This is a genomic window from Piscinibacter lacus (assembly GCF_016735685.1).
GTDB lineage: Bacteria > Pseudomonadota > Gammaproteobacteria > Burkholderiales > Burkholderiaceae_C > Aquariibacter > Aquariibacter lacus.
In genome coordinates this window covers 85158-108669 of record NZ_JAERRA010000002.1, presented here as the reverse complement: position 1 = coordinate 108669, position 23512 = coordinate 85158, and the positions used below count along the sequence as shown (strand labels likewise).

Genomic DNA, 23512 nt, shown 5'->3' with positions numbered 1-23512 from the left:
ATGCCTTCAAGCCGTTTGAACGGGGCCGTCAAGCGCGCGCAGCCCTGGCGGCGGGGGGCCTGCCTACAGTTCTCCCATCGTCACCGGATGCCCCGGTGCCCACCCCGAAAGGAGCCCCGCCATGATGACCCTGCGACGCTCGGCCGAACGCGGCCATGCCGATCACGGCTGGCTGAAGAGCGCCCACAGTTTTTCCTTCGCCGACTACTTCGACCCGGCCCAAATGGGCTGGGGCAATCTGCGCGTCATCAACGAGGACTGGATCGCGCCCGGCACCGGCTTCGGCATGCACCCGCACCGCGACATGGAGATCGTCACCTACGTGATGCAGGGCGCCCTGGCGCATGAAGACAGCCTGGGCCATGGCGAGACCATCCGCCCCGGCGATGTGCAGCGCATGAGCGCCGGCACCGGCGTGCGCCACAGCGAGTTCAATGCCGCCGACACCACCACCCACCTGCTGCAGATCTGGATGCTGCCGCACAGCCGCAACCTGGCCCCGGGCTATGAGCAGACCCATGTGCCGGCCGAGGCCAAGCGTGGCCGCCTGGCCCTGATCGCCGGCCGCGTGGCGGGCGAGGGCGCCGTGCAGGTGCAGGCCGATGTGCGCTTGCATGCCGGCCTGTTCGACGGCGAGGAGGCCGCCACCCTGGCGCTGGACCCGTCCCGCCTGGCCTATGTGCACCTGGCGCGTGGCGCGCTGACCGTCAACGGCCAGCGCCTGGAAGCGGGCGATGCGCTGCGCCTGGCCGGGGAATCCAGCCTGCGCCTGGAAGCCGGCGAGGACGCCGAGGTCCTGGTCTTCGACCTCGCTGCGATCTGAGCCCCTGAGTTCCTGAGCCCTTGCGCCCTTGAGCGCCCACCCGTCCGGCCCCGCGCCGGGCGGGCCCGTCCCCGGCCCTTCCCTTCACCCCGCAAGGAGATCCCCATGTCCGACATCGTCATTGTTTACCACTCCGGCTACGGCCACACCGCCAAGGTGGCCGAAGCCGTCGCCGCCGGTTCGGGCGCCAGCCTGCTGGCCCTTGATGCCCAGGGCGAGCTGCCCGCAGGCGGCTGGGAGCAGTTGCAGGCCGCCAAGATGATCGTCTTCGGCTCGCCCACCTACATGGGCAGCGTGAGCTGGCAGTTCAAGAAGTTCGCCGACGCCAGCAGCAAGGCCTGGTTCACCCAGGCCTGGAAGGACAAGCTCTTCGCCGGCTTCACCAACAGCGCGTCGATGAACGGCGACAAGCACTCGACCCTGCACTACTTCATCACCCTGGCCATGCAGCACGGCGGCCTGTGGGTGGGCAGCGGCCTGATGCCGAGCAACAACAAGGCGGCCACCCGCGACAGCTTGAACTATGTGGCCTCCTTCGCCGGCCTGATGACGGCCACGCCCTCCGACGCCTCGCCCGAGGAGATGGTGCCGGGCGACCTGGCCACCGCCCGCGCCTTCGGCGAGCGCCTGAAGGCCAGCACCGCGGCGCGCGGCTGAGCCTGCGGGGGCCGGCCCCGGACCAGGCTCGGGGCCTGAGCCTGCGCGCAGGGCGGGATCGCCGGGCGGGATCGGGATCGGCCCTTGCCCTCTATCCTGTCCTGACCCCGCCCAGTCTCGTCTCGGCGAGACTCTGCCCTCGTCGACCCGACCCGACCCCTCCCGGAGCCCCCCGATGACCGCCCCCCTGCGCATCCTGCTGATCAGCGGCAGCGCCCGCCGCGACAGCTTCAACACCCGCCTGCTTGACCTGGCGGCCGCCCGCCTGCGCGAGGCCGGGGCCGAGCCCCAGCGCCTCGACCTCGGCGCCCTGGCCCTGCCGATCTACGACGGCGATCTGGAAGCCGCCCAGGGCCAGCCGGCTGGCGCCCAGGCGCTTGTCGATGCCCTGGCTGCGGCCGATGCGCTGCTGATCGCCAGCCCCGAGTACAACGCCTTCCCCACCCCGCTGCTGATCAATGCCCTGGACTGGGCCAGCCGCCGCCCCGGCTTCAAGGCCGCCGTGCAGGGCAAGCCGGTGACCATGGTCTCGGCCTCGCCCGGCGCGCTGGGCGGCCTGCGCGGCTTGCTGGTGCTGCGCAACTTCCTGGCGGTGAACCTGGGCTTCCTGGTGCTGCCTTCGCAGTTCGCGCTGGGCGGTGCGGGCAAGGCCTTCGACGCGGCCGGAGGCCTCGCCGAAGCCGCGCGCCTGGAGGCGCTGGACGCCGTGCTTGCCGAGCTGCGCAGCACCGCCGCCGCACTGCGCGCCCCGGCGGCCTGATCGCGCCACCAAGCCGCCCGCCGTGTCGAAGCCATGTCGCCCGCCTTCACCGTCCTCAGCCTCCTGCCCTGGGCCGACTGGCTGGTGCTGGCCTGCTTCTTCATCGCCTGGGCGGGCTATGCCCACTTTGCGCGCCGCCGGGCCGAGCGCAAGCCGTCCATCCTGGCGACGACCAACCTGATCCGCCGCAAGTGGATGCTGCAATCCACCTTCCGCGAGGTGCGGCTGATCGACAGCGTGGTGATGCAGAGCCTGTCGTCGAGCGCGAGCTTCTTCGCCTCGACGACCATCCTGATCCTCGGCGGCCTGCTGGCCGTGCTGGGCGCGGGCGACAAGGCCAGCGACCTGGTGCAGGAGATCCCCTTCGCCGCCCGCACCACCGCCCTGGTCTTCGACCTCAAGCTGCTGCTGCTCGCCGGCATCTTCGTCTACGCCTTCTTCCGCTTCACCTGGTCGATGCGGCAGTACAGCTTCGCGGCCATGCTGGTGGCCACCACGCCCGAGTTGCGGCAGTTCAATGCGATGGATGAGGCCGAGGCCCAGACCCTGCGCGAAGGCTTTGGCGACCGTGCCGGCCGCGTCGCCGGCCTGGCGGCCGAGACCTTCAACGACGGCCTGCGGGCTTACTACATGAGCTTCGCCGCCATCGGCTGGTTCTTCTCGCCGCTGGTCTTCGCGGCGGCCACGGCGGGCGTGCTCTGGATCCTCTACCGCCGCGAGTTCCACTCCGACGTGCTGGCCCTGCTGCGCTCGGCCAGCGCCATGCCGCCCGAGCGCTGAGCCTGCGCCCGGCGGCCGGGCGGCTTCAGGCCGGGTCGCTGCCGTCCAGGCGTCGGATCGGCCAGCCACGCTCGGCCGCCAGCGCGGCCAGGCGGGCATCGGGCCGCACGGCCACCGGATGGTCCACGGCCTCCAGCAGCGGCAGGTCGCTGATGGAATCGCTGTAGAACCAGCTCGGCCCGGCCGTGGCCAGGCTCAGGCCCCGAGCCTGAAGCCAGCGTTCGACATGGCGGACCTTGCCGGCGCGGAAGCAGGGCTCGCCCTCGACCTCGCCGGTCCAGCGGCCGGCGGCATCCACCGCCGGCTCGGTGGCCAGCACGGTGTCGATGCCGAAGAGCGGTGCGAAGGCCTCGGCCACATAGCGCGTCGTCGCCGTCACGATCAGGCAGGCATGGCCGGCCGCGCGATGCGCCGCCACCGCATCGCGCGTGGCCTGCGGCACCCGCGCCTGCATGGCCTCGCTCAGGCTGGCGCGCAGGGCCTCCAGCCGCGGGCGCGGATGGCCGGCAATCGCGCCGACCATGCGCCGGTGCAGCGCCAGGATGTCCAGCGTACCCGCCACATAGGCCTGGCAGGCGGCCAGGTACTCGTCGGCGTAATGCGCCTCCAGCTCGCCCTCGGCGATCAGGTGCTGCGTCCAGGCCATGCCGGTGTCGAAGGGCACCAGGGTGTGGTCCAGGTCGAACAGGGCCAGGCCGGGCCAGGGGGAGGGCGGGTTCAGAGCGCGGCTCCGTCTTCGAACACCGCCGCCAGCGCCCCGCGCAGCGCATTGCAGACGATCAGTTCCTCGGCCCGGGCCAGTTCGGCGGCGGTGATCGAGCGTTCGCGGGCCCCCAGGGCCGGGTCGGCGAGCAGGGCGGCGCGCATCACGCCGGGCAGGGCGCCGTCGGCGACCGGCGGGGTGTACCAGCGGCCGTCGAGCCGGACGAAGACGCTGCTGCGGCCGCCCTCGACCAGGCGGCCGTCGACGGTGAAGAAGAGGGCGTCGAAGGCGTCCGCGGCCTCGGCGACGCGCACGGCGTCGTCGTAATGCTGGCGGCGGCTGGTCTTGTGCGCGGCCAGGGGGTGCGGAATGTCGGGCAGGGCCAGCGCGGCGCGGTGCAGGCGGATGCGGCCCCGCGCATCGTGCAGGGCTGCGGGCAGCGGGGCCAGGGTGGCGCTGCGGGTGTCGAGCCGGCCGCTGGGGTGCAGGTCCAGCCGCAGCCGGCGGGGCTGGTCCAGCGCATCGGGGGCGCGGCTGTCGGGGCGGGCATCGGGCTGGGCGGGGTGCTCGCCAGCCTGGCCGGCAGCCACGGCCTCGGCCAGCCGATGGGCCCAGGCGCTGCGGGCCAGGGCCGATTCGGCCAGGGTGGCGGGCAGGCGGGTCGGGCCCAGGCCGAGGGCCGCATCAAGCGCGGCCTCGGCCGCCGCGCGGTCGAAGGCAAAGCCCAGGGCGGCGGCGCTGCGGGCCAGGCGGTCGAGGTGGGCTTCGCGCTGGCGGATGCCCTCGCGCCGGGTGGCATGCAGGGTCTCGAAGAGGGTGAAGCCGGGTTCCAGGCCGGTGAGGAAGCGGCCCTTCAGGCGGCATTCCTGGTACTCGGCCTCGGGTTCGCTGTCGAGCACGATGCCCGCGCCGATGCCCAGGCGGCCGGGCCGCAGGCCGTCGGCGCGCGGTGCATCCAGCGTCAGCGTGCGGATCGCGACCGAGAAGCAGCCCGCACCCAGGCTTGCGCCCGGCGCCGGCGGCTCGAACCAGCCGATCGCGCCGGTGTAGAGGCCGCGCGGCGTGCCCTCCAGGCTGCGGATCAGCTTCATCGTCTGGTGCTTGGGCGCGCCGGTGATGGAGCCGCAGGGGTAGAGCGCGCGCAGCAGCTCGGGCATCGTCAGGCCGGCGCGCGGGCGGGCCTCGATGGTCGAGGTCATCTGGAAGACGGTGGCATGCGCCTCCACCGCGAACAGGGCCGGCACCTTGACCGTGCCGACCTCGGCGATGCGCGACAGGTCGTTGCGCAGCAGGTCCACGATCATCAGGTTCTCGGCGCGGTTCTTCACGTCCTCATGCAGGCCGCGGGCGGTTTCGCTGTCGCCTTCGGGGATGAACTCGCGCCGGGCCGTGCCCTTCATGGGCTGGGCGATCAGGCCGCCGCCTTCGATCCGCACGAAAAGCTCGGGCGAGCAGGACAGCACATGGCTGGGGCCGGCGCCCTCGAAGCCCGGCACCGCCGGCAGGGCCAGGTAGGCGCCATAGCGCACCGGCTGGCGTGCTCGCATCCGCCGGTAGAGCGCGGCCGGCGTGCCATGCGCCGCGAAGTGCAGGCGGTAGGTGTAGTTGACCTGGTAGGTCTCGCCGTTGCGGATGGCCTCGCGGATGGTCTCGATGTCGCGGTGGAAGGCGTCCCGGTCCAGGCTGGCCTGCAAGCCGGTGATGCCGGCCGGGCCGGGCGACTCGGCCAGGGGGTCGCCGCCGGGTGCCGCCACGCCCCAGGGCGTGGCGGCATCCTCACGCGCTTCCTGGGCGACCAGCCAGTCGCCGGCGGCCTCGCGCGAGAGCCGCTCCAGGCGCTCGAACATCAGCACCCGCAGCGCCCAGGGCGGCTGCCCCGGCTCCGGCGGCCGGTGCCCGGCGCCGACGAGCTGGGCGCCCCACTCGTAATCGGCCAGCAGCACGGCTTGCAGGCCGGCGGCCTGGTCGGCCTCGACCTGCGCCCAGACGGCGTCCAGCGTGGCCGCATCCTCGCAGCGGTGCTCGCGGACGAAGCCGGTGTAGAGCCGGCTCGTCGGCCGCGCCGGGGTGGACTCGCGGTCGTCCAGCAGGGCGAAGACGGTGGGGTTCATGCGCGGCGGATCAGGACCAGTCGTCCATGTCGTGCTTGATGGCGTGGCGGTTCGCGATCAGCTCGTCGATCGAGGGCTCGTTGTGCAGGGCACGACGGATGGCCAGCTTGGTGGCCTCGTAGTTCGTGCGGTACATGTCCTTCTTGTCCAGGTTCGGGTCCTTGGCACAGCGCGGATCGATCCAGACCAGGCTGATGATGCACAGCTCGTTGGCCACGTCCTTGGGGATCACGCCTTCGATCACGCAGTCGATCACCGCATCGGCGGTGGCGGCCTGCACCACGCCGCCGAAGAGGTCGATGTTGGCGCTGTCCTTGAGCGTGACCTTGGGCACGGTGATGGTCGCCGGGCGGACCATCTGGTTGCAGGCGCGGATGGCGAACATGGCGGTGTGGCCCTTGCTCTGGGCCATCATGTTCGCGAAGGCGGCGCCGACCGGGCCGTCGGTGCGGCCGATCAGGATCTCGGGCATCGCATCGGTGAACTGGCCGTCGGCGGCCAGGACGGTGGCTTCACCGGCGTGGAAGGTGTAGGGCTGGCTCATGGGGTCTCCAGGGGCGGTTCAGGGGGCGGGGGAATGAGCGGCCTGCCCCGACGGGGCGGCAGCATAAGGGACCGGGCCCCACCCGCGCGGGGCAGGGCCTGTCCGGGAAAGGGGGGCTCGGCGCCGGGCTTCAGGCCCCGGCCAGCCACCATTCGCCGCGGCCGTCGGCGGCGGTGTCGCCGGCCCAGCGGCTGGGCTTGCGCTGCGGCAGGGCATGGATCGGCGAGGCCGCGTCCAGGCCATGGGCCCGGGCCAGTCGTGCCACGTCGCGGGCGATGAGCTGCCAGGCCACGTCCGCCGTGTGCCGGGTGGGCACGAAGGTGGCGGGCGGTATCGGCGCCGGGCCGGCAAACAGCAGGCTGCCACGGCGCTGGCCGTAGCCGGCATGGGCGCCGGCCCGGCCGCCCAGGGCCAGGGTGCCGGCGACCAGGCGCGAGGCGAAGAAATCGCCCGCATCGCCGCCGACGATGGCCACGCCGCGCCGCATGCGGTCGCCAAAGCGCGAGCCGACCGAGCCGTGCACGACGATCACGCCGCCGCGCACCCCGTCCATCGCGCCGGGCAGGGCGCCGGCGGCGTAGTCGCCCAGGTTGCCGTGCACGACCAGGCTGCCACCGCGCAGGCCCATCGCGGCCTGCAGGCCGGCCGAGCCGTGCAGGGTGACGCGGCCGCTCAGCAGGCCGGCGGCGAAGAAGTCGCCCGCATCGCCGTGCACGAGCAGCGTGCCGCCGTCCATGCACCAGCCCAGGCGGTCGCAGCGGGCGGCGCCGCCCGCCACCACCAAGGTGGGCTCGGGCCGGCCGTCATCGGCCAGGGTGATGTCGAAGAAATCGCCCAGCGCGGCGGCCTGCCGGCCTTGCCAGACGGGCAGGGCGGCAATGCCGGCGGCATCCAGGCCGGCGCAGGCGGCGGGGTGGATGCGGCGCAGGTCCAGGCGCAGGCCGGTGTCGTCGGCGGGGGCCTGGCGCGGGCTCAGGGTGATGCGGCTCATGCGCGCGCTCCTTGTCCGGCCGCGCCGGGCGCGCCTTCGTGCCAGATCTTGCGCAGGTGGAAGAGGTAGGGCCCCAGCTTGCCGCCGTAGTTGCCCGCCGCGATGCGCAGCACGCCGCGTGCGGCGCCGTGGTCCACCGCGGTCTGCATGCCCACGCGCATGGCCTGGGCGACGGCGGCCTCGCTCAGGCCGTCGATCACGATCTCCATCACGCAGCGCACCTCGGGCGTCAGCTCGGTCTTTTTCGCCAGGCCGATCAGGGCCGGGCAGTAGGCATCGTTGGTCGAGGCGCCGAGCGCCGGGTACTTGCTGCCGACCTTGGAGCCCGAGCGCACGACGCCGCCGGGGAAGGGCATGATCACGCCGGGCACGGCCTTCATCGCGGCCACGGCGGCCTCGGACACGGCCAGGGCCTCGTCGGTGCCGGTGCAGCAGAACAGCAGGTTGCCGCCGCCCACCGCACGCAGCATCGGCGTGGTTTCTTGCGCGACGAATTCGCCGTCCATCACCGGGATGCGCCAGTAGCGAACGCCGTCGATCATCTTGCTGATCTGCCAGCCGTCGCCGAAGAAGCGCAGGTTCTTGCCCAGCGGCAGGGTGTCGGCGCTGGCGTCCATCGGCAGGCCGGCATACACGGCCGTGGTCGGGCAGGTCAGCACGCACTGGCCGACGCGGCGCTCAAGCTGCTTGGCGAGTTCCTTGCTGCTCATCGCGAAGATCAGCAAGGCCAGGCCGGGCCGGCCGTCGGGCGTCTCGTCGGGGCCGAGCACGCGCTCGATGCCGGCCTCGGCGCCGCAGGCGATCACGCTGGTCGCGAAGCCGGTGGCAGCGGCACCCGCATGCATCGCCCAGGTGGCGTTGTGCGCGGTGACGATCAGGCGCGTGGCGCGCATCGGGAAGGCTTCGGCGAAGCTCTCGTCGATGCTGACGCCGTTCACAACGAGGGGTGCGATCAAGGGCGCGGCCGCAGCCGTCACGGGGGTCTGGGCCTCGCTCATGCGCCGGCCTCCTGAAGGTTGAAGCACTCGACCGGCAGCAGCCGGCCGCCGCGGCAGCAGGCGCAGAGCTCGTCATGGCCGATGGGCACGCCCTCCAGCTCGGTGCTCTGATGGTCCTGCCAGTGGGCGCGCAGCGTCTTCTCGATGCTGCGGTCGAACTCGGGCTCGACGAAGTGGGTGCCGCCCGCGGGTGCTGCGACGATGCGCCCCTCGCGCGCCACCAGCAGCCCGTCCTTGAAGACCCAGGCCGGCGTGCGGAACATGGTCTCGGGGTTGGCGTCGTCGCGGTAGATCGCCAAGTCGGCGGCGCCGCCCACGCCCACATGCCCGCGGTCCTTCAGGCCCAGCAGGCGGGCCGGGCCGCTGCGGGTCATGATGGCGATCTCTTCGAGCGTCAGCTCGCGCTTCATTTCCTTGAGCGCGCAGTTCGCAGCCACCTCCGGGTGCAGCTTGGCAAGCTGCTCCTCTCGGAAGGCGCGGTCCATCAGCAGGCGGATCAGGTGCGGGTAGCTGGTGAAGGGGCCGCCGTTGGGATGGTCGGTGGTCAGCACCACGCGCCAGGGGTCCTCGACGCTGAGGAAGATCTCCAGCCCCACCACCCATTGCAGGGCGTTCACATAGCTCTGCTCGCGGTACTTGAAGGGCACGACGCCGCAGCCGGCCTCGCCCTCCATGTCGGCGCCGATCCACTTGCGCGGGTCGGCCAGGCCGGCATTGGCATGCTGGCGCATGGTGTCGCCCGAGGCGGTCACCGTCTGGCCGAACATGATCTGGCCGACGTCGATGCTGATGTTCTTGTGCCGGTTGACCGCCTCGGCCAGCCGCAGCGCGGCGGAGGAGAACTTCTTCGGCCCCTCGGTCCCGTAGCTGTGGAACTGGATGTGCGTCAGGTGGCCGGGCAGGCCCTCCAGCGCGTCGATGGTGGCCAGGGTCGATTCGATGTTGCCGGCCACGCCCAGGTTGCTGCCGTGGATGTGCAGCGGATGCGGCACCTTCAGCTCGTGCAGGGCGCGGGCCAGGGTCTGCACCACCTGGCGCGGCGTGACCTGCCAGTGGCGGTGGCCCTCGTCCACGTCCAGCTTGCGCTGGTTGAACTTGAAGGCCGAGATGCCGCCCGGATTGACCACCTTCACGCCCAGGGCCTTGCTGGCGTTCATCGTCCAGCCGACGTAGTCGCGGATCGTCTCGAAGTCGCGGCCCTCGGCCAGCAGGCGCAGGAAGAGCTCGTCGTTGCCGAGCATCACATAGGCGCCGTGGTCCAGGATGGGCGTGTCGCCCATCTCCAGATGGGTGTGGCGCGCATTGGCGGCCATCATGGCCGGCTCGAAGGCGGCCGTGTAGCCCATCTCCACATAGCGGTAGCCGGTGGCCAGCGTGCCGGGGGTGCAGGTGCCGCAGGAGGGCAGCTCCAGCGCGTTCTCGGGCAGGGGCAGGGGCTCGAAGTTGCCGCGGTGGTCCTCGGGCAGCAGCAGGCGGGCCAGGTTGACCTTGCCGCCGCCGATGTGGCTGTGCAGGTCGATGCCGCCGGCCATCAGGGTGTGGCCGCTGGCGTCGATGGTCTGGTCGGCCGGCTGGCCGGCGGGCAGCTCGACCAGGCGGCCGTCCTGGATGCCGACCTCGCGCACGGCGCTGGCACCGGGCCGGGCCGGATCGACGACGCGTGCGCCGGTGATGCGGATCGTGGGGGAGGACGCGCTCATGCGGGGGCCTTGGCTGCGTGCGGGGAAGAGGGGGCGGGCGCGCCGGCCATCGCCTCGGCGACGGCCGCGACGACGGTGCCGACCGCGGGCAGTTCGCTCGGGTCGCCGGCCGGCAGGTGCAGCACGGTCGTGCCCTCGCTGCGGAAGAGGTGGCCGGCATGGTCCAGGCCGGGCGTGCCGACCGGGATCACCAGCAGCGGCCCCGTGCCCTCGGGCACCGGCGCGCCGGGCGGCACCAGGGCGATGCGCGGCAGGCCGGCGGCGGCCGGCGCGGCCGGTTCGTTGCCGAAGGCGGCCACCCACAGCAGCAGGTCGGCGCCGCCGGTGGCGATCAGGCGGGCCGCATCGTGCCGGCGCGGCTCATGCTCCAGGCCCAGGGGGCCGACGCGGGTGCGCAGCGGCAGGCCGCTGAGCCAAGTGTGCGCATAGTGCGCGGTGGCCAGGCCATGGTGGCCCGAGAGCGGCAGGCTGGCCGCGCGGCCCTTGGCATTGAGCGTGCCGACCAGGCGCTGCACGCCCTCGATCAGCAGGCCGCCCTGGGCCGGCAGCTTGGACGGTTCATAGACCAGCACCGCGTACTGCGCCGCATGCAGCTCGGCCGCCAGCGCGTGCAGGGCGGGGTCGGCATCGCGCGCCACGCGGCCGGCGGCCAGGGCATTGAGCTGGGCCAGGGCGCCGAACAGGTCCAGGCCGTCGATCGCCGTGGCGCCGAGGGCGGCCAGCGCCTCGCCCGCCGGCGCACCCAGCACCCGCAGCCTGCGGCCGGCAGGCACCGGGCAGGCCGAGCCGGGGTGGGCGGCCCGGCTGGGCGCGCCGTCCAGGCCGGCGCGGCGCAGGAAGGAGGGCAGCCGCGCCTCGGGCGTGCTGCCGAGGAAGAGGACCAGGTCGGCCCGCTCGCGCACTTCCGACAGGGTGGTGGTGAACTGGCCGCGGTCCTGCAGGGCCATCAGGGCCTCGGCCCAGGTGGCGCCGCCGACCGGGTCGCTGATCGCGCCGCAGGCCGCCGCCAGGCGGAACAGCGCGCGCTGGCCGTCCACATCGGCGGCCAGGCCGGTGATCAGCGGCTGCTGCGCCTGGGCCAGCCAGCGCGCGGCGGTGGCGTGGGCGGTGGCGCTATCGAGCGGCTGGCCGTCGAGCGTGGGCATGCGCGGCGCATCGCGGCGCGCGGCGCGCAGGGCCAGGGCGGCGGCAGTGAGGGGGCAGGGCGCGGGCGTGTCGGCAGCCAGGGCGAGCGTGCCGTCGGCGGCGCGGGCCAGGCGCTGGTCGGCATCGAGCAGCGCCGTCCAGGGGCTGACCCAGCCAGCGGCCGGCAGGGGGGTGGGGGAGGAGGTGCTCATCGAGGGAGGAAGGTTCGCAAGCGATGTGCCCGGCCGTCGGAGCCTGTGGCCGGGGCGGGTGCGCCCCGGCAGCGGCCGGGGCAGAGACGGGCTGTCACCCTCCGTCTCCCGGCCGGCGCAGGCTGAGCCGCTCGGGCGACCGCGACGGCGGGCTGTGGCCGCCGCCCGCCGGCCTTGCGCGGCCTGGATTCTTGCCCCTGCGCCCCACGCCACCCGGGAGTTTTACCCCGATGCGTCCCCCGGGCCGGCACGGTCCACTCGGGGTCCGGTCGCGCGGGGGCAGCATCGCCCGGCACGCTTCCTGATTCAGCCGTCCCATGGTGCCCGACTTCCCTGCCCTTCACGCCCTTGCGAGCCCGCCCAGGCGGCCCTCATGCAGGGCCGAGGCGACCAGCCAGGCCGAGGCGCCAGCGGCGGCGGCTTCCTCGGCATCGGCCGGGCCGCGCAGGCCGCCGGCGCCGATCCAGCATTTGCCGGGCACGGCGGCGCGCAGCCGGCGCAGCAGGGCCAGGTCCGGGCCCTCGCCGCTGCCGACGCGCTCCAGCGTCATCAGGATCAGGCTGTCGGGCCAGGCTTCGGGCCGGTCCCAGCAGCCGGCCGGGTCCAGCGGTAGGTCGCCGCGCCGGTCGAGCGAAAGCAGGCCGGTCGTGCGTGCGGCCGCATCGGGCAGCGCGGCTTGCAAGGCGGCGGCATCGGACAAGGCCTCGCTGGCCCAGACCGGCCGCAGGCCGGGGCTGGCATTCGCGTCCAGCGGGGCGCCGGCCGCCAGCGGGCAGCCCAAGGTCTCGGCCAGGGCTTGCAGATCGGCCGGCCGGCGCAAGCCGGCGTCCAGCCACAGCGTCAGGCCGGGCAGGGCGCGCAGCAGGCGGGCGATCACGGCGGTCTGCGGCGCGCCGCCTTGCAGGGCATCCAGGTCGGCCAGGTACAGCACGCGGCTGGCGCAGGCGGCCAGCAGGCGCTGGGCGCAGTCCAGCGGCTCGGGCCCGGCGCCCAGGGCCGAGCCGCTGAGCGGCTGGTACGACGCGCGTTCGCCACGCCGCGCCCGCACCACCTGGCCGGCGCGCAGGTCCAGCACGGGAATCAGGCGCAGCGGCGGGCTCATGGCCCGACCCTACCGCAGCCGCGCCGGGGGGCGGCCGTGAGCGGCCCACATCCGCCCGCCGCCGCGCCGGCCCGGCTCTGGCTGCACGAGGCGCTGAGCGCCGCCGGCCTGCCCGCCGGCGCGGGGCCCGATGAGATCGCGATGCAGGCCGAGGGCCGCGCGATGCGCGACACCCTGGCGGCCGACCTCGCCACCCTGCCCGGCCTGCATCTAACCCTGGCCCTGGGGCCCGACGAAGCCCCGCGCCCCGGCGGCGAGGCGCCGCAGCCGGGCGCCACGCCGCTCGCCCGGCTGTGCGACGCCGCCCGCCGCCACGACGCCGTCTGGGCCATCGCGCCCGAATGCGGCGGCGAGCTGCTCGCCTGGGCCGAGGCGGTGGCCGCCGCCGGCCGGGCGCGCTGGATCGGCTCCAGGCCCGAGGCCATCCGCCGCGCCACATCCAAGGGCCTGACCCTGGCGGCCTGGGCCGCCGCCGGCCTCCACACGCCCGCGCCGGATCAGGCCCCGGCCGATGCGCCCTGGATCGTCAAGCCCGAGGACGGCGCCGGCGGCCTGCACACCCACCGCCACCCCCATCGCGCAGCGGCCGAGGCCGAGGCCGCCCGGCGCCGCGCGGCCGGCGAGGCGGTGCGCGTCGAGCCCTGGATCGCGGGCGAGGCCCTGAGCTTCTCGCTGCGCGTGCCGCCCGGCGGCGGCGCGCCTGAGCTGCTGGCCTGCAACCGCCAGCGCCTGCACTGGCGGTCGGCCGGCGGCCGGGACGTGGCCGAGCTGGGCCCGGTCGACAGCGGCGCACTCGATGCCGACCCGCGCCGCCCGGCCTGGGCCGGCTGGGCCGCCCGGGCGGTGGCGGCCCTGCCGGGCCTGGCCGGCTTCGTCGGCATCGATGCCGTGCTCTCGCCGCAGCACGGCCTGGTGGGCCTGGAGCTGAACCCGCGCCTGACCAGCGCCTACGTCAGCCTGCCGCCCGCCCGGCGCCGCGCGCTGCTGCGCGCCATGCTGGCCGATTTCGGCCTGGGCCCCGAGGCGCTGCCCGGGACCCGCCAGCCCAAGGCGGAGGGGGCCGCATGCTGAGCCGCGCCCCGGCCGCACGCACCGCGCCGCGTCGCGCCCTGCACGGCTGGGACGTGGGCGGTGCCCACCTCAAGATCGCCCGGCTCGATGCGGCCGGCCGGGTCGAGGTCGGCCAGTGGCCCTGCCCGCTGTGGACCGGCCTGGCCGCGCTGGATGTCGCCCTCGACGCAGCCTGCATGCGCTGGCCCGATCTGCCCGAGGGCGCCCATGCCCTGACCATGAGCGGCGAGATGGTCGATGCCTTCCCGGACCGTGCCGCGGGCGTGCAGGCCCTGGTGGGTCATCTGGTCGCCCGTCTGCGCGGCCCGCTGCGCGTCTATGCCGGCGAGGGGCCGGACGGGCGCTGGTGCCTTCCGTCGGATGCCGGCCGGCGCTGGGCCGAGGTGGCCTCGGCCAACTGGCAGGCCACGGCCGCCTGGGTGGCGCGCAGCTTGCCCGAGGCCCTGCTGATCGACGTGGGCAGCACGACCAGCGACCTGATCGTGCTGCGCGCCGGCTGCGTGATGGAGGCCGGCGCCAGCGATGCCGATCGCCTGCACAGCGGCGCCCTGGTCTACCAGGGCGTGGTGCGCACGCCGCTGTGCGCGCTGGGGCCCAGCCTGCCGGTGGATGGCCGCGAGACCGGGTTGATGAACGAGTTCTTCGCGACCACGGCCGATGTCTATCGCCTGCTCGGCATGCTCGATCCGGCCCACGACCAGCAGCCCCCCGCCGACGGCGGCACCAAGGATGCCGCCGGCAGCCGCCAGCGCCTGGCCCGCATGGTCGGGCGCGATGCGGCCGAGCTGCCGGCCGAGGCCTGGCAGGCCTTGGCCGCCGCCTTTCGCGCCCGCCAGATCGAACGCCTGGCCGGGCCGCTCGATGCCCTGGTCTCGGCCCACGGCCTGCCGCCGCAGGCGCCGATCGTGGCGGCCGGCTGCGGCGCCTTTCTGGCCCAGGCGCTGGCCGCGGCGCGCGGCCGCCCGCTGTGGCGCCTGGCCGCGGACGGGCCGCAGCCCTGGCCGGCCGGCGCGCCGCCACTGGCCGGAGAAGCAGCCTGGGCCGGCGTCGCCGCGCCCAGCCTGGCGGTGGCGCGGTTGGCCCTTGGGGACGAGGAGAACTGAGATGTGGGTCGTCAAGCTCGGTGGCAGCCTGAACCTGGACCCGGCCCTGCCGGACTGGCTGGAGCTGATCGCCGCCCAGGGCGGCGGCCGGGTCATCCTGGTGCCCGGTGGCGGCGGCTTCGCCGACGAGGTGCGCCGCCACCAGCGCCACTGGGGCCACGATGACTTGACCGCGCACAACATGGCCGTGCTCGCCATGTGCCAGACCGGCCTGATGCTGCATGCCCTGCTGGCCACGCGCCAGCCCGCCCTGGCTCGGACCATGAGCCTGGCGCAGCGCGAGGCCGAGCTGCGCCCGGCGCTGTGCCAGGGCCGGGTTGCCGTCTGGCTGCCCTTCGAGCTGCTGCGCGAGCGTCCCGAGCCGCCGCTGACCGCCTGGGACAGCAGCGCCGACACCCTGGCCCTGCGCCTGGCCCTGCGCCTGCATGCCGAGCGCCTGGTGCTGGTCAAGAGCTGCCCGGTGCCGCCGCCGCCGCTGGACCTGGACGCGCTCAGCGCGGCCGGCGTGCTCGACCGCGCCTTCCCCCAGGCCGCGCGCGGCGCGCCCTTCCCGATCGAGCTGATCTCACGCACTGAGCCCGAGCGCCTGCGCGCCGGGCTTTGCGGCTTGGTGGCCTGAGTCGCGTCCGGCGCGCCGGGGCTCAGCCCCCGGCGCCCGAAGGCAGCTTGTCGCCCTTGGCAGGCCGGCGGCTTTCGAGGAAGGTCCGGATGGCCCAGATCGCTTCCTGCGACAGCACATCCTTCCAGGCCGGCATGTGCGTCACGCCCGCGCGGCGCTTGCCCTCCAGCACCGAAAGCTTGAAGAAGTCGTCGTTGTCGCGCACGCAGTGGGCGCGCACCGCCGGGTCCTCGATCCGCCGGTGGCAGTAGATGTCGAGCATGCGCAGGTCGTTGCCGACGTAGCGGGTCGCGTCGCCCTCCGGGCCGTGGCAGCGGGCGCAGGACTCGTTGTAGAGGCTGCGGCCGATGGCGGCCACCCGGGCATCGCCGCGGTAGGGGTTGTCGACCCGCCAGGTCTCGCCCAGCGGCGGCAGGTCCTTGAGCAGCGCGGCGGGCGGGGTCGGCGGCGCTTCGGTCGCGAGGCTCAGGCTGCAGCCCAGGCCCAGCAGGACCGTGGCGGCCAGGGCTTGCAGTCGCTTGATCAGGGGGAGCGTCATGGGGTCACCAGCCTTCCGGGCAACCGGTGCAGCCTTCGAAGAAGGCACCGGGGAAGATCGTGAAGCGCAACACGGTGTCGCGCATCGTCGCCTTGGCGAAATTGGCCGAGTTGAACTTGGCCTCTTGCAGGTTCGTCTCGATGAACTTCGCGCCGACGAACCAGGCGTACATGCCGCGGGCCACTTCCATATTGGCCCGCGTGAAGTCGGCATCGCGGAAGTCCGAACGCATCAGGCGGGCATGCTCGAGGTTCGCCCCGACGAAGCGTGCGCCCTTGAAGGAGGTGGCTGGCGCATTGACCTTGCTCAGGTTGGCGCCGCTGAGGTCGGCTCCGTCGAGGTTGGCGCCGGCCAGGTTGGCCAGGCTCAGGTCGGCCCCGCGCAGGTCGGCCCCGCGCAGATCGGCCCCGGCCAGATTGCGGGTGGACAGGTCGAGCCCGCGCAGGTCGGCGCCCGGGCAGCGCATGCGCGGCCAGATGCCGCAGCCCTTGTGGTAGTGGTCTTTCGGGGGCTTGACCTCGGTCTCGGCGCCGATGGCGTGGAGCGGGTCCGCGCCCAGCGCGCTGATCAGGGCCAGCGCGGCGGCGAACTTGGGAAGGGCAGTCATGGGGACAGCTCGTGAGGGAAGACGAAGGGGTCGGCGCGAGCGCGCCGACCCCTCGGGACATCAAGCGCCGCGCGCGGTCACTTCGGCAGCTTGAAGACCCACATCGCGCCGCCCTGGGTGACGGTCTTGGTCAGCTCGGCCATGTCGCCGCCCCACAGCGGCACCGCGCCGCCATAGCCCGACTGGATGGCCACGTACTGCTCGCCGCCCTGTTCCCAGGTGACCGGCACCGAGACCACGCCCGAGCCGGTCTGGAACTTCCACAGCTCCTTGCCGTTCTTGGCGTCGAAGGCCTTCACATAGCCGTCCGAGGTGCCGGTGAAGAGCAGGCCGCCCGCGGTGGTGACCGTGCCGGCCCACAGCGGCAGCTTCTCCTTGTGCTCCCAGGCGATCTTGCCGGTCTTCGGGTCGATCGCGCGCAGCACGCCGACGTGGTCATCGAACAGGCGCTTGATGCGGAAGCCCTGGCCCAGGTAGGCCGCGCCAGCCTTGTAGGTCACGTTCTCGGACCAGTAGTCCATCGCCCAGTGGTTGGCGGGGATGTAGAACAGCTCGGTCTCCGGGCTGTAGGCCATCGGCATCCAGTTGGTGCCGCCGAGGAAGGGCGGCGACACGAAGATCGAGTCGCCCTTGTCGGCGCCCGGCTTCGGCTCCGGCGGGTACTGCTCCATCGGCACCTCGGGCATGCCGGTCTTCAGGTTGAAGCCCTTGGTCCAGGTGATGCCGTCCACGAAAGGCCAGGCGCCAATGATGGCGTTCTGCTTCCAGGGATGACCGCCACCCGCCGCCAGCTTCTCGCGGTCGGTCACGAAGAAGTAGCCATTGCGGTCGGCATGGGCCGAGGCCTTGACCAGCTTGCCGGTCTTCGAGTCCTTGTATTCGAAGAGCAGCACCGAGTTGTTGCCCGAGAAGTCCCAGGCGTCGTTCGGGGTGTGCGAGAAGAAGCCCTTGAGCTCGCCGGTCGAGGCGTCGATGTAAGCCTGGCCCGAGGTGTAGAGGCTGGGCCAGTTCAGCGGCTTCTTGTCGGCGCCGGTGCGCTTCCAGGTGTTCCACGGTGCCGGGTTGCCGGTGCCGACGACGATGGTGTTGGTCTCGACATCGAAGGTCGCGGTCTGCCACGGGGCGCCGCCGCCTTGGGCCCAGGCCTCGACCTTGCCGGTCTTGGAGTTGGGATCATCCGGCCAGGTCGGGGCCTTGGGATCGCCGGTCGGCACGCTATCCTTGCCGTTCAGGCGACCGACATGGCCTTCGACCAGCGGGCGCATCCAGACCTCCTCGCCGGTGTCCACGTTGCGGGCGAAGAGCTTGCCCACCACGCCGAACTCGTCGCCCGAGGAGCCGTGCACCAGAAGCACCTTGCCGGTCTTCTTGTCCTTCACCACGAAGGGCGCGCCGGTCATGGTGTAGCCCACCTTGTGGTCGGCGAACTTCTCCTTCCACACCACCTTGCCGGTCGCGCGGTCCAGGGCGACGATGCTCGCGTCCAGGGTGCCGAAGAAGACCTTGTCGCCGTAGATGGCCGGGCCGCGGTTGACGACGTCGCAGCAGGGCCGGATGTCCTCGGGCAGGCGGTGCTCGTAGGCCCAAAGCTGCTTGCCGGTCTTGGCGTCGAGTGCGTAGAAGCGCGAGTAGGACGCGGTGACGTACATCACGCCGTCATGCACCAGCACCTGCCCTTCCTGGCCGCGCTGCTTCTCGCCGCCGTACGAGAAGGACCAGGCCGGGACCAGCTTGCTGACATTCTTGGTGTTGATCGTCTTCAGCGGGCTGTGCCGCTGGGCCTTGAGGCCCAGGCCGTAGCTCAACACATCGCTGGTGGTCTTGTGGTCGTTGGCCAGGTCGTCCCAAGCGACCGGCTTGACCGCCAGGGCCGGCAGGGCCAGCGTGGCGCCTGCCAGGCCCAGCGCGAGCGTCAGGGCGCGCAGGCGGAAAGGGTTTTGCGTGACTCGCATGATGGAACTCCTCGATTTCAAAAATAGTTTCTCGTGGCTCAGGCATCGCATGTTTCGACGCCGAGCCAGTCTAGGAATCGGGTTCGCATCGCTGTCCCCGGGGGATCGCGCGGCGGGGCCGTGAAGCTCGCCCGCCGTTGCCGGGAAGCCTTCTGCCTGGAGCAGGAAGACATCCCGCCCGCCCGGGAGCCTTGCCTGGGACTGCTCCAGTCCCGCACATCGAGGCCCGTGGCCGGGTGGCAGGGATCGGTCCAGCTGCCACAACGGCGCTCCGGGCCGCCTGCGAGCGCGGCCTGGGCGAAATCAAGCGGCCAAGAAAAAGGCCACCGCAAGCGGTGGCCTGAAAAGGTGACTTGCGGCTTGAAGGCCGAGTAACCCCACGAAGACATCCGGCGTCGGCGCAGTTTCCGGAGGGAATTCAGAAACCGTGTTGATGCAAGACAACTTCAGTTTAGGGAGCGGTCCGGCAAGCGTCTCGGGAGACTCACCCGAGCGGCTCGGGAAGGGTTCCCTATCGATCGGCCGCAGCCGCGCCGACCATGGCGACCCGTCCCTGCGCCCCGCGCCGTGCATCGCCCATGAGCCCCTCCCTTCCCCTGCCGCCGCTGGACTTGCGCGCCCGCCTGATGGCCTGGCTGGGGCTGGGCGCGCTGCTGTGGCTGGGGATTGCGCTGCTGCTCACGGCCTTCACTCTGCGCCGGGGCGTGGCCGAGGAATCGGCCGGCGCCCATGCCTTGACCGAGCTGCTGATTCTCGCGGGCGAGGCCCATGTCGACCCGCGGCCCGAGCCCCTGGCCCGGCTCAATGCCCTGGTCGAGTCGGAGCGGGTTCGGCACCTGCTGGTGCGCTGGGCGCCGCAGGGGCCCGAGGCCCCGCCCGAGGTGGAGGGGCCGCTGGCCCGCGACGTCCAGCCGCCTGAACCGCCGACCGGTCCTGCGGTCTGGCTGGGCCGCAAGCTCGGTATGGTCGAGGCCGCGGCGGCGCCGGCGCTGAGCCATCGCATTCCGGTCGGCGACCGGCTGCTGCTGCTCTCGCCCGACCCGCATGCCGAGATCGAGGAGATCGTCGACGACAGCCTGCCGCTGCTGCTGGCCTGGCTGCTGATCGGCCTGGGCATGATGGCCGGCGTCGGCGTCATCGTGGCCCGCGCCCTGGCCCCGGCGCGCGAGCTTTGCGCCGGCCTGATCCGGCTGGAAGGGGGCGCGGCCAGCCCGGGCTTCGGCCGCTTCCGCCTGCGCGAGTACGCGGCGATCGCCGAGGGCATCGAGCACATGGCCCTGCGCTTGGGCCAGGCCCACCGCGCCCAGCAGCGCCTGACGCAGCGCCTGATCGGCCTGCAGGAGGAAGAGCGCCGCGCCCTGGCCCGCGACCTGCACGACGAGCTGGGCCAGCACCTGACCGGCATGGCCGCCCAGGTCGCGCTGCTGCAACGCCATGCCGACAAGCTCTCGCCGGCCCGCGTGCAGGCCAGCGCCGAGGCGCTGCAGGCCGAGCTGCGCTGCGTCAGCCAGCAACTGCGCCAACTGCTCTCGCAACTGCGCCCGCACGGCCTGAGCGCGGCCGGCCTGCCCGACGAGCTGGCCTTGCTGGTCGAGCACTGGCGCGCGCGCTGCCCCGAGGTGGACATCGCGCTGCAACTCGACGAGCCCCTGCCGCCGATCGACGACGAGGCCGTGCTGGTGCTTTACCGCGGCCTGCAGGAGGGCCTGACCAATGCCTTCCGCCACAGCCAGGCCCGCGCGCTGCGCATCCACCTGGCGGCGCCGGGCGGCGGGCAGGTGCGGCTGCACATCGTCGACAACGGCTGCGGCCTGCCACCGGACGGACCGGGCAATGAGGGCACCGGCCTGCTCGCCATGCGTGAGCGGGCGGCCCGCGTCGGCGGCCGGCTTGATCTCGCACCCGCAGGCGGCCCGCCGGGCCGCCCGGGCTTGGCACTGACGCTGTCGGTGCCCTGCATGACGGCCGTCGACGCGCCTGAAGAGGACGCGGACGCCTGGCCCTTGGAAGGAGTGTTGACGTGATCCATGTGCTGCTGCTCGACGACCATGCGGTCGTCCGCGCCGGCTACCGCCAGCTCATCGATGCCGAGCCCGACATGAGCGTGGTCGCCGAGGCCTCGGGCTCGGCCCAGGCCTGCGAGGCGCTGCGCCATCATGTGGTCGATGTTGCCGTGGTCGACCTGAGCCTGAAGGACGACAGCGGCCTGGAGGCCGTGCGCCGCATGCGCGCCCGGGTGCCGGGCCTGAAGGTGCTGGTCTTCACCATGCATGCCCACAGCGGCTATGCCCTGCAAGCCCTGCGGGCCGGTGCCCTGGGCTACCTGACCAAGGACAGCGACCCGGCCCGCATGCTGGACGCCGTGCGCGAGGTGGCGCAGGGCCGGCGCGTGTTCTCGGCCGATGTGACGTACAGCGTGCTGGGCGAGACGGCCGAGGGCCGTGGCCCGCTGGCCCAGCTCACGCCGCGCGAGTTCGAGGTGCTGCGCCTCGCGGTGGAGGGCCATGCGATCCGCAGCATCGCGGCCTCGCTCAAGCTCAGCGAGAAGACGGTGTTCAACACCATGTCGCTGATCCGCCGCAAGCTGGATGCGCCCAGCGACTTCCAGTTGCTGCGGCTTGCCGCCCGCTACGGCCTGGTGCAGCTCTGAGCACCATGAAAAAAAGGGCCGGCCCCCAGGCCGACCCCTTGTGCGTGAAGCCCTTGCGCCCCTGCGGGCGCAGCTTCAGAAGCGGTAGCGCAGGCCCATGGTGAAGCTGCGCGGCGTGCCGGGCGCGACGAAGAGCGCATCGCGCTCGTCGGCATAGGCATTGCCGCCCTGCGGGTCGAAGATGGTCTCGCCCAGCGCGCCGAAGTTTTCGTAGCGGCGGTCGAAGACGTTGGCGACGTTGGCGTAGAAGGTCCAGTCCTGCTTGAAGCGCCACTGGGTGCGCAGGTTGAAGATGGCATAGCCGCCGACCTTCAGGCGGCGAGCTTCCGGGTCGGTCGCGGGATCGCCATCGTCGTCCTCCAGCAGCCCGTCCTCATTGCCCGAGACGGTGCGCGAAGACAGCAGCACGGCATCGGCCCCGATCGTCCAGCCCTGGCCCACGGCCCAGTCGGCAGCCACCTTGAAGGTGTGCTTGGGCAGGCCGGCGATGCGGGTGCCCGGCGTCACGGTCACGCTGCGCTCGCCCTGCTGGATGTTGTCGCGGGCTTCGTAGGTGGCCTTGAGGTAGCTGTAGCTCGCGCTCAGGTCGACGGCGCCGAAGCGGCTGCTGATCTCGGCATCCAGGCCCTGGTTGCGGGTCTTGTCGAAGTTCTCGAAGTAGCCGAAGCCCATGCGCTGGGCGGTGCGAAAGAGGATGTCGTCGCGGTTGTCGGTGCGGAAGACGGCCAGGTTCAGCCGCGTGTCGCGGCTCAGCGGCCAGCGGAAGCCGAACTCCAGCGTGGTCGACTTGACCTGCTCCAGGAAGGGGTCGGCCTGCAGGCCGGCCGGCAGGCGGCAAGGCTCGTCCGGGTCGGCGCAGCCCAGCTCGATCACCGTCGGCACCCGAGTGTTGCGCGCCAAGTTGGCGAACAGGGTGGGGCCGCCGGCCAGCTTGTGGGCAATGCCCAGGGCCGGGTTCAGGCTGTTGTAGGTGAAGGTCTCCTTGGGCTTGACCTCGACGATGTCGGTGTCGTCGTCGCGCGTGGTCAGGCTGTTGCTCACCCGGCTGCGGTTGTAGCGCAGGGTGCCGGTGACATGGGTGCGGGCACCCAGGGCATAGGTGTCGCTGGCATACAGGCCGATGGAGCTGGCCCGGCCGCGCACCCGGGCGCTGAGCTCGCGCTCCTCGCCCGCGATGGGCACGACGCCGCGGCTGTCGTCGAGCATGCCTTCCTGCTCGAACTGGGCGTAGCGGGTGCGGCTGGCCTCGAACTGGGCGCCGACCTGCCACTGGTGCGCGCCGCTCGTCGAGGCCAGGCGCAAGCCGCCGCCGACGCTGGTCTGTTCGGTCAGGCTGGTGTTGAAGGAGCCGGTCGGATCGCCGGGGTTGACGGGATCTTCCTCGGCCTCGTCGCCGTTGACCGTGTCGCGCTTGGAATCGCGCACATAGAGCAGGCTCGACAGCGTGGTCTTCGCGTCGATCGCATGGTTGGCATTGATGGCGACTTGCAGCAGGCGGTTCTTGGTCTCGTCGGGATGGGTGTAGACGGCGCCACGGCGCTCGAAGTACAGGTCCTTCTCCAGCGCGTCGTCGTCGACCTCGAAGGCCGGAAGCAGGCCGTTGCCCACCAGCTTGCTGCGGCCGGCCAGCAGCGAGACCGTCCAGTCCGACGTGCCGTTGTCGTGGCCGACCTTGGCCAGCACATTGCCGAGCGTGCCGTCGGAATGGTCGCGCCAGCCCTTCTCGTCGAAGGCGCTGGCGGCGATGTAGCTGTGCCAGCCGCTGTCGTCGCTCAGGCCGTAGGACACGCCGATCTTCTTACGGGCGAAGCTGCCGTAGGACAGCTCGGCCCGTGCGCCCGGCGCGCTGCGGCCGTCGTGGGTGGTGTAGCTCAGGGCGCCGCCCAGGCTGTTGAGGCCGAAGGCCGGATTCGCACCCGGTACCAGGCCGATGGTGCGCACCGCGAACTCGGGGATGAGATCGAAGTTGACGACATCGCCGAAGGGCTCGTTGATGCGCACGCCGTCGAGGTAGACCGACAGGCCCTGTCCGGCGCCGAGCAGCGGCGAGGCGCGGAAGCCACGGAAGGTCAGGTCGCCCTGGTAGGGACTGCCCTGGATGTCATTGACCTGCACGCCGGCGGTCGTGCGGTTCAGGAAGTCGCCGAGGTTCGTTGGCTGCGCGCGGTCGGCCTGCTCGCGCTTGAGGATCTGGGTCGAGTAGGGCAGCAGGTCGCGGTCGATGCCCTGGCCGGGCAGCGGGCTGGTGCCGATGATCTCGACGCCGGGCAGTTGCGCGCCGGCCGGCGCCTGCTGGGCCAGGGCAGGCAGCGCCAGGCCGGGGGCGCCGAGAAGCAGGCCGCGCAGCAGGGCGCTCAGGGGCTTGAGGCGGGGCCGGTGGGCCGGGGGGCGGGACACAGTCTTGGGCATGGGAAATCCGGTTCGGGAACATGGGTCGGCCGTCTGCAGGGCCCGACCATCATCGGT

At 72.7% G+C, this 23512-nt stretch carries 21 protein-coding genes; 9 read left to right on the top strand and 12 right to left on the bottom strand.

What is annotated here, in order from left to right; genetic code table 11:
* The first annotated feature begins 121 nt into the window (after positions 1-121).
* The 4 genes from JI742_RS10780 to JI742_RS10765 all read left to right on the top strand — a co-directional run bounded on the left by JI742_RS10780 (position 122) and on the right by JI742_RS10765 (position 3020).
* Entirely contained in the window at positions 122-823 is a 702-nt protein-coding gene (locus JI742_RS10780) for a pirin family protein (protein ID WP_201826755.1), read from the top strand.
* Positions 824-928: 105 nt separating this feature from the next.
* Positions 929-1480 carry a flavodoxin family protein gene (locus JI742_RS10775; RefSeq protein WP_201826753.1) on the top strand — a complete coding sequence of 184 codons (552 nt, stop codon included), beginning with the start codon at positions 929-931 and terminating at the stop codon, positions 1478-1480.
* Between the two features lie 175 nt (positions 1481-1655).
* Positions 1656-2240 carry an NADPH-dependent FMN reductase gene (locus tag JI742_RS10770; RefSeq protein WP_201826751.1) on the top strand — a complete coding sequence of 195 codons (585 nt, stop codon included), beginning with the start codon at positions 1656-1658 and terminating at the stop codon, positions 2238-2240.
* A 33-nt stretch (positions 2241-2273) separates the two neighbouring features.
* The gene (locus JI742_RS10765; RefSeq protein ID WP_201826749.1) at positions 2274-3020 is read left to right on the top strand and encodes a DUF599 domain-containing protein; all 747 of its coding nucleotides are present in this window, start codon (positions 2274-2276) and stop codon (positions 3018-3020) included.
* Positions 3021-3045: 25 nt separating this feature from the next.
* Here JI742_RS10765 and JI742_RS10760 read toward each other — a convergent pair whose 3' ends face one another.
* The 8 genes from JI742_RS10760 to JI742_RS10725 all read right to left on the bottom strand — a co-directional run bounded on the left by JI742_RS10760 (position 3046) and on the right by JI742_RS10725 (position 12506).
* Positions 3046-3708 carry an HAD family hydrolase gene (locus JI742_RS10760; protein ID WP_286184283.1) on the bottom strand — a complete coding sequence of 221 codons (663 nt, stop codon included), beginning with the start codon at positions 3706-3708 and terminating at the stop codon, positions 3046-3048.
* Between the two features lie 29 nt (positions 3709-3737).
* Entirely contained in the window at positions 3738-5834 is a 2097-nt protein-coding gene (locus JI742_RS10755; protein ID WP_201826747.1) for a chorismate-binding protein, read from the bottom strand.
* Between the two features lie 10 nt (positions 5835-5844).
* A complete protein-coding gene (fae, locus tag JI742_RS10750) occupies positions 5845-6378 on the bottom strand; it encodes a formaldehyde-activating enzyme (protein ID WP_201826745.1) in 534 nt (177 codons plus the stop codon).
* Positions 6379-6508: 130 nt separating this feature from the next.
* Positions 6509-7369 (bottom strand): formylmethanofuran dehydrogenase subunit C, encoded by an 861-nt coding sequence (locus JI742_RS10745; protein WP_201826743.1) that lies wholly within the window; start codon positions 7367-7369, stop codon positions 6509-6511.
* Positions 7366-8367: a formylmethanofuran--tetrahydromethanopterin N-formyltransferase gene (gene fhcD / locus JI742_RS10740; protein WP_201826741.1), complete on the bottom strand. Its 1002-nt coding sequence runs from the start codon at positions 8365-8367 to the stop codon at positions 7366-7368. The genes JI742_RS10745 and fhcD overlap by 4 nt, the downstream gene beginning before the upstream one ends.
* Positions 8364-10067 (bottom strand): formylmethanofuran dehydrogenase subunit A, encoded by a 1704-nt coding sequence (locus tag JI742_RS10735; RefSeq protein ID WP_201826739.1) that lies wholly within the window; start codon positions 10065-10067, stop codon positions 8364-8366. Before JI742_RS10735 ends, fhcD begins: the two co-directional genes overlap by 4 nt.
* Positions 10064-11404, bottom strand: coding sequence for a molybdopterin-binding domain-containing protein (locus tag JI742_RS10730; RefSeq protein ID WP_201826737.1), 1341 nt, complete (start codon positions 11402-11404; stop codon positions 10064-10066). The genes JI742_RS10735 and JI742_RS10730 overlap by 4 nt, the downstream gene beginning before the upstream one ends.
* A 340-nt stretch (positions 11405-11744) precedes the next feature.
* A complete protein-coding gene (locus JI742_RS10725) occupies positions 11745-12506 on the bottom strand; it encodes a HisA/HisF-related TIM barrel protein (RefSeq protein WP_201826735.1) in 762 nt (253 codons plus the stop codon).
* Between the two features lie 36 nt (positions 12507-12542).
* On the opposite strand from JI742_RS10725, the gene JI742_RS10720 reads away from it, so the two are divergent.
* From JI742_RS10720 to JI742_RS10710, 3 genes are read left to right on the top strand one after another with little or no spacing between them, the layout of a single operon-like run.
* Complete coding sequence (locus tag JI742_RS10720) at positions 12543-13577, top strand: ATP-grasp domain-containing protein (protein ID WP_201826733.1); 1035 nt, start codon at positions 12543-12545, stop codon at positions 13575-13577.
* On the top strand, positions 13571-14680 hold the full coding sequence (locus JI742_RS10715) for a hydantoinase/oxoprolinase family protein (RefSeq protein ID WP_201826731.1): 1110 nt from the start codon (positions 13571-13573) through the stop codon (positions 14678-14680). The genes JI742_RS10720 and JI742_RS10715 overlap by 7 nt, the downstream gene beginning before the upstream one ends.
* Before the next feature lies 1 nt (position 14681).
* Positions 14682-15299, top strand: a complete 618-nt coding sequence (locus tag JI742_RS10710; protein WP_201826729.1) for an amino acid kinase family protein — start codon at positions 14682-14684, stop codon at positions 15297-15299.
* A 22-nt stretch (positions 15300-15321) separates the two neighbouring features.
* Here the strand turns inward: JI742_RS10710 and JI742_RS10705 are convergent, their stop codons facing one another.
* From JI742_RS10705 to JI742_RS10695, 3 genes are all read right to left on the bottom strand, one after another.
* Entirely contained in the window at positions 15322-15837 is a 516-nt protein-coding gene (locus JI742_RS10705; RefSeq protein ID WP_201826727.1) for a c-type cytochrome, read from the bottom strand.
* Between the two features lie 4 nt (positions 15838-15841).
* Positions 15842-16444: a pentapeptide repeat-containing protein gene (locus JI742_RS10700; protein ID WP_201826725.1), complete on the bottom strand. Its 603-nt coding sequence runs from the start codon at positions 16442-16444 to the stop codon at positions 15842-15844.
* A gap of 77 nt (positions 16445-16521) precedes the next feature.
* The gene (locus tag JI742_RS10695) at positions 16522-18396 is read right to left on the bottom strand and encodes a methanol/ethanol family PQQ-dependent dehydrogenase (RefSeq protein ID WP_201826723.1); all 1875 of its coding nucleotides are present in this window, start codon (positions 18394-18396) and stop codon (positions 16522-16524) included.
* 578 nt (positions 18397-18974) lie between these two features.
* Between JI742_RS10695 and JI742_RS10690 the strand changes: the two genes are divergently transcribed.
* Entirely contained in the window at positions 18975-20420 is a 1446-nt protein-coding gene (locus tag JI742_RS10690; protein ID WP_201826721.1) for a sensor histidine kinase, read from the top strand.
* Positions 20417-21046: a response regulator gene (locus JI742_RS10685; RefSeq protein ID WP_201826719.1), complete on the top strand. Its 630-nt coding sequence runs from the start codon at positions 20417-20419 to the stop codon at positions 21044-21046. Before JI742_RS10690 ends, JI742_RS10685 begins: the two co-directional genes overlap by 4 nt.
* A gap of 75 nt (positions 21047-21121) precedes the next feature.
* Here JI742_RS10685 and JI742_RS10680 read toward each other — a convergent pair whose 3' ends face one another.
* Positions 21122-23455, bottom strand: a complete 2334-nt coding sequence (locus JI742_RS10680) for a TonB-dependent receptor (protein ID WP_201826717.1) — start codon at positions 23453-23455, stop codon at positions 21122-21124.
* Positions 23456-23512: the final 57 nt, after the last annotated feature.